Annotated in this window: 11 protein-coding genes and 1 riboswitch; of the genes, 1 reads left to right on the plus strand and 10 read right to left on the minus strand. The window is 35.2% G+C overall.

What is annotated here, in order from left to right:
• Positions 1 to 9 precede the first annotated feature (9 nt).
• The 8 genes from SPD45_RS13625 to SPD45_RS13660 form a co-directional block, all read right to left on the minus strand.
• Positions 10 to 1,314 carry an LLM class flavin-dependent oxidoreductase gene (locus SPD45_RS13625; protein ID WP_336268325.1) on the minus strand — a complete coding sequence of 435 codons (1,305 nt, stop codon included), beginning with the start codon at positions 1,312 to 1,314 and terminating at the stop codon, positions 10 to 12.
• Between the two features lie 110 nt (positions 1,315 to 1,424).
• Positions 1,425 to 1,527, minus strand: a riboswitch (TPP riboswitch).
• Positions 1,528 to 1,544: 17 nt separating this feature from the next.
• Positions 1,545 to 1,949: a carboxymuconolactone decarboxylase family protein gene (locus SPD45_RS13630; protein WP_336268326.1), complete on the minus strand. Its 405-nt coding sequence runs from the start codon at positions 1,947 to 1,949 to the stop codon at positions 1,545 to 1,547.
• 69 nt (positions 1,950 to 2,018) lie between these two features.
• Entirely contained in the window at positions 2,019 to 2,528 is a 510-nt protein-coding gene (locus SPD45_RS13635) for a SprT-like domain-containing protein (protein WP_336268327.1), read from the minus strand.
• Between the two features lie 54 nt (positions 2,529 to 2,582).
• Entirely contained in the window at positions 2,583 to 3,032 is a 450-nt protein-coding gene (locus SPD45_RS13640; protein WP_336268328.1) for an acyl-CoA thioesterase, read from the minus strand.
• A gap of 12 nt (positions 3,033 to 3,044) precedes the next feature.
• On the minus strand, positions 3,045 to 3,392 hold the full coding sequence (locus SPD45_RS13645) for an SCP2 sterol-binding domain-containing protein (protein WP_336268329.1): 348 nt from the start codon (positions 3,390 to 3,392) through the stop codon (positions 3,045 to 3,047).
• Between the two features lie 840 nt (positions 3,393 to 4,232).
• The gene (gene sdhB / locus SPD45_RS13650) at positions 4,233 to 4,997 is read right to left on the minus strand and encodes a succinate dehydrogenase iron-sulfur subunit (protein WP_336268330.1); all 765 of its coding nucleotides are present in this window, start codon (positions 4,995 to 4,997) and stop codon (positions 4,233 to 4,235) included.
• Positions 4,997 to 6,763 carry a succinate dehydrogenase flavoprotein subunit gene (gene sdhA / locus SPD45_RS13655; protein ID WP_336268331.1) on the minus strand — a complete coding sequence of 589 codons (1,767 nt, stop codon included), beginning with the start codon at positions 6,761 to 6,763 and terminating at the stop codon, positions 4,997 to 4,999. The genes sdhB and sdhA overlap by 1 nt, the downstream gene beginning before the upstream one ends.
• A gap of 22 nt (positions 6,764 to 6,785) precedes the next feature.
• Positions 6,786 to 7,406, minus strand: a complete 621-nt coding sequence (locus SPD45_RS13660; protein ID WP_336268332.1) for a succinate dehydrogenase cytochrome b558 subunit — start codon at positions 7,404 to 7,406, stop codon at positions 6,786 to 6,788.
• Between the two features lie 375 nt (positions 7,407 to 7,781).
• Here SPD45_RS13660 and SPD45_RS13665 point away from each other — a divergent pair, with 375 nt between their 5' ends.
• Complete coding sequence (locus SPD45_RS13665) at positions 7,782 to 8,213, plus strand: DUF2507 domain-containing protein (protein WP_336268333.1); 432 nt, start codon at positions 7,782 to 7,784, stop codon at positions 8,211 to 8,213.
• Between the two features lie 43 nt (positions 8,214 to 8,256).
• Here the strand turns inward: SPD45_RS13665 and uvrC are convergent, their stop codons facing one another.
• On the minus strand, positions 8,257 to 10,035 hold the full coding sequence (gene uvrC / locus SPD45_RS13670; protein WP_336268334.1) for an excinuclease ABC subunit UvrC: 1,779 nt from the start codon (positions 10,033 to 10,035) through the stop codon (positions 8,257 to 8,259).
• A 124-nt stretch (positions 10,036 to 10,159) separates the two neighbouring features.
• Complete coding sequence (gene trxA / locus SPD45_RS13675; RefSeq protein ID WP_336268335.1) at positions 10,160 to 10,474, minus strand: thioredoxin; 315 nt, start codon at positions 10,472 to 10,474, stop codon at positions 10,160 to 10,162.
• Positions 10,475 to 10,709: the final 235 nt, after the last annotated feature.

A 10,709-nucleotide genomic window follows, 5' to 3' on the forward strand; every position in this document is an offset into this window, starting at 1 on the left:
GTTTTTCTATTATTCTTCCAGTTGAAAATGTTCACGTAAAGTTGAGCCTTCATAGGAGGTTCTAAATAATCCACGTTTCTGTAGTTCAGGAATGATCAATTCTACAAAATCTTCTAAACTATGTGGAAAGGAAGGTGGCATTAAATTAAAGCCATCTGCAATCCCTTCCTTGAACCATAATTCCATTTCATCGACAATTTCCTCGGGCGTTCCAATTAAAGTAAAATGGCCCCCACCAGCATTTAAATAACTTAATAATTCTCTTACGGTCGGATCTTTATCACGAATAATTTCTAATATAGTTTTATAACGTCCTACCGGTCCAGAAAATTCCTCAACAGGTGGAAGGACTGGCACCTTTTTATCTAAATCCCACTTAGAACAATCCTGTCCGACGAAAATGCTTAATTGATTTAAAATAGTGTCTGTATCCAACAGCTTGTCTAATTTCGCTTTTTTCTCAAATGCTTCTTCTCGAGTTTTGCCAACATACGTTACTAACCCCGGAAAAATTTTAATATGTCTATTTCTCACGCCACGTTCCAAAACAGCTTGATCCATCTTTTCTCTAAACTCCCTTGCTTGTCTCCGGTTCCATGAAACAGAATAAACCGCATCAGCATATTCGGCTGCTAATGTAATTCCCGGATTCGATGCACCTGCTTGCATCAGTACCGGACGACCTTGTGGACTTTTTGGAGTCGTTAGCGGCCCACGCACTTGAAAGTATTTTCCAATATGCTTTATTGGGTTTATTTTATTTGGACGCATTAATTGTTTCGTTTTTCTATCATGAATAAAATCTGCTTCTTCCCATGAATCGAACAATTTTGTAACAACATCTGCAAATTCTGCCGCTTTTTCATAACGTTTCGCATGAATTGGCAGTTTTTCCATACTATGATTTTGTGCCTCTAAATCTGTCATCGATGTAACGAGGTTCCAACCAACACGCCCGCCAGACACATGATCCAAACTTAAAATTTGCCTCGCAGCTGTAAATGGATTGGAAAATGTACTCGAAATAGTAGATACTAAACCAACATAGTTCGTTACTTGCGATATAGCAGTTAAATTCACAATGGGGTCAAACCAAAAAGCCGGCATAACATTCGCACTAATACCTTGAAACGATTGATTATCTGCGAAAAACACAGCATCAAACAATCCCTTTTCTGCAATTTGAGCTAATTCTTGATAATATGCAATATCTCCAACACGTTCAACACTTGAATCCGAACTTAACCATGCAGCCTGATGGTGGCCACAACCTATCACTAATACTCCAATATGCATCTGTTTATGATTCTTCATTTTTCCCTCTCCTTTTTAAACATTAAAAAACGCAATTCCCCTAATATTCATAGGAAAATTGCGTATTTATAGCAAAATAGTATGTAAAAAAAACAGAATTCGTTCCAAATACATACAATCATACACTTTCCTACGCTAGTATGAACTAGTTCAGGTTCAAAGGGTTTGAGGATAACCTCATCTCAGTTTTTAAAAACACCCCTAGTGATTCTATTCAATTAATTAATGCTTCATTTCGTTTTTACAGTAATTCCTTGTTCATTGAAGACTTTTTGTACTGCTTTTAATCCATTTAAAACTTTTGGAAATCCAGCATATGGTAATATATGAATAATTGCACCAACAATTTCTTCTGGAGTTAATCCAACTTTAATTCCTGTTTTTACATGCATTTCAATTTGTGGGATACCTTGGGCAACCAATGATGCCATTGTTACTAATACTTTTTGTTTTGGGTCAATGCCTTCTCTACCATAAATATCTCCAAAGGCAAACTCCACTACAAAATCTTCTAAATCTGGTGCCAAATCTTTAAAACCTGCTCCAATATCCATATGTCCTTCCGGATGATGCTGATCTACTAAATTAAAATCCTTTAATACGTCCATTCCTTTTTCATAACGTTCGCTTGCCATGTATATGCCTCCATTAATGTTGAAATTTTCAAAATACTCCCATATCCATGCTAATACATTTCTAACGTTTCAACAAGTAAATGAATGTGATACTTTTGAAAAATGTTTTCCATCATATTTCCTAGTTTCCATGATGGTAATTTTTCCATTACAACATTTTGTACGATACTTTTTTGGCGTTTTACTTATTTGTTTACGATTTGTTTCATAAGTACGTGCACATGTTTCACAACGAAAAAGATAAAATAAACCAATTTTCATCGTATTTGTACTAGGAGCATTATGTTTTCGTAATGTTTTTTCAAATACAGGATGGCCATCACGCATCGATTGACCTTGCATATGTAATGCATAATGAATGCATTCATGTTTGATAATGCCTTTTATTGCCTCTTCCGTACCGTAATCTAATGTTTTCCCTGCAACTTCGATACGAACTGGATGTTGTTTATTCGTCATGACATATCTACCATATGAAGAACGAAGACGATTATTCCGAACGATTGGAATGGTTAAGTCGATATGAAAATTGGTACGTAAAAATTGGGTAGCAAATTGGGTTAATTCTTCCTCTTTCACTGTATACACCTCAATAAATATCATACCATATAACAAAAAAACTGACATATATCGTCAGTTTTGTAGCGTTAAAATTTTATCTCTATTTTCGTCACTAATTGCGACTGGTTTTCCAGTATGCTTATTAATATTTACGATGGAACCACGACCTGTTAAACAAACATCTCCATTTTCTTGCACACCCATATAGTGAATATCTAATGAACTACTCCCAATTCGATTCGCTTTCACGTATAATTGAATAGTTTCTCCAAAAAATACTTGTTTTAAATAATCACATTGTAAATCTGCTACGACAGGAACATCTTCCACTTTATCAAAATCTTGAAACAAGCCAACCGCTTTAAAATATTCAATACGCGCTTCTTCAAAATATATAAACGGAGATACATTATTCATATGACCAAACATATCTGTTTCAGAAAATCGAATTTTTATAGGTACGTGATATTTAAATTCTTCTTTCCAACGATTAAAATTTTTAATATACGGTGCTTTTGTCATATAAATCCCTCCTTAAAAAGATAGCTTCTTCAACATATTTTCTAACTTTAATGCGAGTCCAATATCCCCTTTTACTTTTAATCTTCCCGTCATAAATGCAGCAGTCGCATTTAAATCACCTTGTAGTAATTTTTTAAAATTCTTTTCATTCATCGCAAGTGTACATTGGGCATCATTTAATTTCCCTTCTGTAATAGTTGCAATCCCCTCTGTCAATTCTAGGCTATACACTACTTCCTCCCCTGCTTTAATTTCGAACACAAAACTTCCATTCACTGTTTCTATGATCGATTTATTCTCTTTAGCAACACGATCAATTTCTCCCCATACTTCTTGAACTGTTAAATTGTCTAAACTCATATTTTCACTCCTATTTATAATGAATGACTGTTCAATCATTATAATACATTTTCAAAAATAATGAAAGCGTTGTCTTATTCATTGATCAAATATATTAAATAAGACTCTACAATATATCGTGCCAGTGAATTTCCCTTTAGAATTAAAGTCGACCAAAACCAAATCCAGGCGGGAAATCACTTGTCTTATTCTAGAAATATAAAATTACTGCTTGATATACAAGATAAGAACATCGAAGTCGAAGAAAATGCTGTAGAATTAAAGCATATCGAGGAAGAATAACTAAATTCATCACAGCTAAATTGACGTATACATCAGCGTATTAATTTCAATCACTATATTAATATCAATTTGCATATGCATAATATTCACCTCGGAAATATTATGCAATACCAATCATATTTTGTCCGCATGCCCTTCTTATCCAATCGTTTTTGTACATTGTTAGAGTATCATTTATAATATCGAAACTTTCATAATTTCAAAAAGAGAATCATTTTACACTTTAAATGGAGATTAATCATACAAAGTAAAAAATCCTCCTCCCTTGAAGTTTAAGCTACAAAGGAAGAGGAAACTAGCATATAAACAGCCAGATGAAACGTAGGAAATGTACGTAGATTCCTGCGTGAGAAAAGGCCTAGATAAGGCAAAGCCTGAGCTTGGCATAGCAGCCGCACGCGGAAAGCGGAGTACATTTCCGAAGTGACATATTCACGCTATTCTTATTGGCTCCACACAATTACATATTAGATGACTTTAAGAGGGTCACCAACACCATTTGACAAAGAGCCAATAAAATAAGACTAGAATCCGAATGAATTCTAGTCTTATTAATTATTAATATGCGTTGTCGCTTCCGAAGAAGTTTTTAAATGATTGTACTACTGTCGCACGGTTCATCGCTGCAATAGAAGTTGTTAAAGGAATTCCTTTTGGACAAACTTCCACACAGTTTTGTGCGTTACCACAGCCAACTAATCCACCTGGTTCCATTAAACCAGCTAAACGATCACTCTTATTCATATCACCTGTTGGGTGAGAGTTGAATAAACGAGCTTGAGAAATAGCTGCTGGACCGATAAAGTCGTTTTTATCATTTACGTTTGGACACGCTTCTAAACATACACCACAAGTCATACATTTAGATAATTCATATGCCCATTGACGTTTCTTCTCAGGCATACGTGGTCCTGGTCCTAAATCGTGTGTACCATCGATAGGAATCCAAGCTTTTACTTGTTTTAACGCATCAAACATACGGTTACGATCGATTACTAAGTCACGAATAACCGGGAATGTGCTCATAGGTGCTAAACGAATTGGTTGTTCTAATTTATCAACTAAAGCAGCACATGATTGTCTTGCTTTTCCGTTAATAACCATAGAACAAGCACCACAAACTTCTTCTAGACAGTTCATTTCCCATTGAACTGGAGAAGTTTTTTCTCCATTAGCATTCACTGGGTTTTTTTGGATTTCCATTAGTCCTGAAATTACGTTCATATTCTTACGGTAAGGAACATGGAACGTTTCTTCATATGGAGCCGAATCAGGGCCGTTTTGTCGCGTTATAATAAACGTTACTGTTTTTTGTTCAGCCATTATTTCTTGCTCCCTTCACTTGATTTTGTATAGTCACGTTTACGTGGTGGAATTAAAGAAACATCCACATCTTCGTATGAAATAACTGGTGATTGAGCTTTCGCATCAAATTCAGCGATAGTAGTTTTTAAGAATTCTTCGTCATTACGATCTGGGAATTCTGGTTTATAGTGTGCACCACGACTCTCATCACGTTGAAGTGCTCCTAAAGTAATAACACGAGCTAAGTGGATCATATTTTTTAATTGACGTGTAAACATAACAGCTTGGTTACTCCACGTAGACGTATCACCGATGTCAATTTTTTCCCAACGCTCAAGTAGTTCAACAAGTTTTTCATCTGTTTGCTTTAGACGTTCGTTGTCTCTAACTACAGTTACGTTGTCTGTCATCCATTGACCTAGTTCTTGGTGTAATTGGTACGCATTCTCTGTACCTTTCATGTTTAACAATGCATCGAATTTCTCTTGTTCTTCTTTTTCATATTTCTCGAATAAAGAAGCAGGTAAATCTTCTGCATGTTTATCTAATCCATCGATATATTCAATCGCACTTGGGCCTGCAACCATTCCACCAAAAATAGCAGATAATAATGAGTTAGCACCTAGGCGGTTTGCACCGTGCTGTGAGTAATCACATTCACCTGCTGCGAAAATACCAGGGATATTTGTCATTTGATCATAGTCGACCCACATTCCACCCATTGAATAGTGAACTGCTGGGAAGATTTTCATTGGTACTTTACGTGGATCCTCTCCAACGAACTTCTCATAAATTTCGATGATTCCACCTAATTTAATGTCTAGTTCTTTTGGATCCTTATGAGAAAGGTCAAGATAAACCATGTTCTCACCGTTAATACCTAATTTTTGATTTACACAGACATCAAAGATTTCACGAGTAGCAATGTCCCTAGGAACTAAGTTTCCGTATGCAGGGTATTTCTCCTCTAAGAAGTACCAAGGCTCTCCATCTTTATATGTCCAAACTCGTCCACCTTCTCCACGAGCAGATTCACTCATAAGACGTAATTTATCGTCTCCAGGAATTGCTGTTGGGTGAATTTGGATGAACTCACCGTTTGCATATTTTACACCTTGTTGATATAAAATACTTGCTGCAGAACCAGTATTAATTACAGAGTTTGTTGATTTACCGAAAATAATACCAGGACCACCAGTTGCCATAATAGTAGCATCTGAACGGAATGATTTAATTTCATGTGTTTTAATGTTTTGAGCGACGATTCCACGGCCTATTCCTGATTCATCAATTACAGCGCCTAAGAATTCCCATCCCTCATATTTTGTCACAAGTCCTTCTACTTCATAGCGACGAACTTGTTCATCTAAAGCATATAATAATTGCTGTCCTGTAGTTGCTCCTGCGAATGCTGTACGGTGGTGTTGTGTTCCCCCGAAACGACGGAAGTCTAATAATCCTTCCGGTGTACGGTTAAACATAACTCCCATACGGTCTAACATATGAATGATACTTGGAGCAGCATCACACATTGCTTGTACTGGTGGTTGGTTCGCTAAGAAGTCCCCACCATACACTGTATCATCAAAGTGAATTGCTGGTGAGTCCCCCTCACCTTTTGTGTTTACCGCACCATTAATCCCACCTTGGGCACATACAGAGTGAGAGCGTTTAACAGGTACAATTGAAAATAAGTCTACTTGAACGCCTGCTTCAGCAGCTTTAATAGCAGCCATTAGGCCAGCTAATCCGCCACCTACTATTGCGACTTTACGATTACTCATTGTTCATACTCCCTCCTCTATCTTATACACCTAAACCAAATTGAATAATAGTTCTAATTCCAATGTAGCTAACTACAAAGAATACTACGACAGTTGCATATGTAACGATTTTTTGTGCGCGTGGAGATTGTGCAATTCCCCAAGAGACACAGAAACCCCATAGCCCGTTAGCTAAGTGGAATACAACTGCGATAATTGAAATAATGTAGAACCAGAAGAAGAATGGATTTGTTAAAATATCTTCCATCATTTGATAGTTTACTTCTGCTCCCGAGATTGCTACTTGCAGTCTTGTCTGCCAAACATGCCATGCAATAAAGATAAGTGTAATAATACCTGTAACACGTTGTAAGAAGAATAGCCAGTTACGGAAAAATCCGTATCTTTTCGTATTGTTTTTAGCAACGAATACGATATAAACTCCTAAGATAGCATGAAATAAGATTGGCAAGTAAATAACGAATGTCTCAAGCGCTAATACGAACGGTAAAGACCCCATAAAATTAGCTGCTTTGTTGAAACTTTCTTCCCCATATACTGCGAAGTGGTTAATAATCAAGTGTTGTACAACAAATAGTCCAATTGGAACAACACCTAATAGTGAATGCAATCTTCGGTAGTTATATTGACGACGATCCACCATGTGTTACTCCCTCCTTAAATTTTTTTATATTAAAATTAAAATTGCACAACAAATTAAGAACCGCTTGTTAAGTTTTACACAAAAATGATATGTAAAATTTGTAAACGTATAACAAGAAGTCTTCTTTATTGTACTTCTTACGCGAAAAAGCGTCAAGAAATAGACAATTTTAATTTTAATATTATTATACAAATATATGTATGATTATTTAAGAGATAATTAAAATACGCCTCCAAACGCGGATACAAAAAAATTCAGCTTGTTATGAATATCTCTGTTTCTAGTTTAGATTGTATTTTACTATCTCTCTAACACTATATTTTACATAAAATTATGCTATAATACAAGAAGTAATAAGCGTAGAGGATGACGTACATGGATAAGGAACAATTAAAATTACATACGATAGATCAACTATCATCTGAAACAATTGGCTTTGATATTTTAAAATATGTATGCTTGCCAAATATGCTAGGAACGGAGAAAGATGCAATTCTTTACTTTTCAGGTAGGGACTTAGCTCGTAACATTGAAATAACATCATTAGACGACCTCATATACTTATTTGAGAAGTTTCGTTGGGGAAAATTGGAATTAGTGAAACAAAAAAAACACGAGCTTATTTTTCATTTAATGTCTGACGATATCGTCCATCGATTACGGTCACCACTCGATGTCGATTTCCGAATGGAAGCAGGGTTCATCGCCGAAATGATTCAACGAATACATGGTAGGCATTGTGAGGCTGCAGAAAAAGTAAACGAAAAATTATATCGTGTACAATTTCAAGTCGTTTTTACAGATTAATAAAAGCATTCCAAAGTGTCTTCTCAACACTTTTGGAATGCTTTTATGCTTCCGTATTCAAATGTGCTAAAATCGTTTCCGCTGTTTGAGTCGGAATACCTAAAGCAGTAAGTTGTTTTAAAGATGCATCTTTTATTTCCGTGATCGATTTAAAATGAGTTAATAGCGTTTTCTTTCTTTTCGGACCAACACCAGGTATTTCATCTAATACTGATTGCACCATACCTTTTCCACGCAATTGTCGGTGAAATGTAATGGCAAATCGATGCACTTCATCTTGGATTCTTTGTACTAAATAAAATTCATTTGATCGGCGTTCTAATGGCACAATTTCAGGTGGGTCTCCAAACAACAGTTCACCTGTTTTATGCTTTTCATCTTTTACAAGCCCACAAACAGGTATCGATAATGATAATTCATTTTCTAACACATCTTTTGCCGCACTCATCTGTCCTTTTCCACCATCTACAATAATTAAATCAGGTAACGGTAAGTTTTCCTTTAACACGCGTGTATACCGCCTACGTATTACTTCACGCATCGTATCAAAATCGTCTGGACCTTCCACATGGCGCACTTTATATTTGCGGTATTCATTCTTATTCGCTTTTCCATCGATAAAAACGACCATCGCTGAGACAGGGTCTGTTCCTTGAATATTGGAGTTATCAAATGCTTCAATACGTCTTGGTGATTCAATATCCAATAAATCACCTAAACGTTCAACAGATTTAATCGTTCGTTCTTCATCTAACTCAATTAAACTAAAACGTTCATCAAGCGCAATTTTTGCATTTTTCCCTGCTAGTTCTACTAAGTCTTTCTTTTTCCCTCGAAATGGAGTGTACGTCTCAACCTTTAATAATTGTTGAATCATTTCCGCATCTGTTCCAATTGGTAGTAAAATTTGTTTTGGCAATAAATTTCTCTTATGCAAATAAAATTGACCAATAAAACTTATAAACGCTTCATCTGCTTCATTATAAAATGGAAAAATAGAAACATCACGTTCTAATAATTTCCCTTGGCGTACGAAAAATACTTGCACACACATCCAGCCTTTATTATAACTATAATTAAATAAATCTATATTAATATTTTCATTTAATGCTACTTGTTGTTGTTCCATTACTGCTTCAATATGAGTTATTTGATCACGTAGTTCTTTTGCTCGCTCAAAGTGTAATTGTTCACTTGCTTCAAACATTTTTGTTTCAATTTGCTTCTTTATCTCTTTATACCCACCATGTAAAAAACGTGTAATTTCTTTTGTTATATTGTCATAAAACAATTTTGAAGGTGCTTCTTTCGCACATGCTCGACATTGATCTAAGTGATAATATAAGCAATATTTCCCTGGAGGATTGGAACATTTTCGTAGTGGATATAATCGATCTAATAACTTTTTCGTTTCCCTTGCAGCAATAACATTCGTATAGGGACCAAAATATTTCCCACCATCTTTTTTTACTTGTCTCGTAATTAATAATTGTGGATGACGCTCATTCGTAATTTTTAAATATGGGTAACTTTTATCATCTTTTAACATAACATTATATTTTGGATCATACTTTTTAATTAAATTCATTTCCAAAATTAATGCATCGATTTCAGTTGATGTTACTATATATTCAAAATCCACAATGTCCATCACAAGTCTTTGCGTTTTTTCGTCGTTCGCACCAATGAAATAAGAACGGACTCGATTTCGTAACGCCTTTGATTTTCCAACATAAATGACTGTGCCATGTTTATCTTTCATCAAATAACAACCTGGTTTTAATGGAAGAACTTTTAATTTTTCTTTAATCTTCCCACCCATGCAACAACTCCCCCTTAAACAAAGCGGATAAAAAATAAAACACGAATGAAAATAATATGCTATTTCCATCCGTGTTTCAATCTAATTCTTCCTTGTCTTATCCTTATAAAAACGACGTACGTTCTTATGCGTGTTTATCTACTAATTCAGCTAAAGCTTCTTTCGGTTGGAAACCTACTACTTGATCTACAACATTCCCATCTTTCATTAATAAAAGTGTTGGGATACTCATTACACCGTATTTTCCAGCTGTTTCTTGGTTATCATCAACATTTAATTTAGCAATTTTTACTTTATCGCCAAGTTCTCCGTCTAATTCTTCTAATACTGGTGCAATCATCTTACAAGGTCCACACCACGGTGCCCAAAAGTCCACTAATACTAAACCTTCTGCTGTTTCTTGTGTAAAGTTCTGATCTGTTACGTCTACAATTGCCATTATTAATTCCTCCATTTCAATCTTGAATCAATCTTCTTAAATTATAACACCGTTAGTTTTCCCTTGCTAGTAGTTTGCTTATACATTTTATTTGTTTCATTCCACTTTCCATTGATATATAAGCGATTAAAATTGAACTGGAAAGTCTATGAACAACTACTTGAAATATTTTTTCATATAAAAAAGCTTAGGTAGCGGTGATTCGTTACCTAAGCTTTCGTACACTTCTATTATC

This window comes from Pseudogracilibacillus sp. SO10305 (assembly GCF_037072005.1).
GTDB classification, from domain to species: domain Bacteria; phylum Bacillota; class Bacilli; order Bacillales; family Amphibacillaceae; genus Pseudogracilibacillus; species Pseudogracilibacillus intestinigallinarum.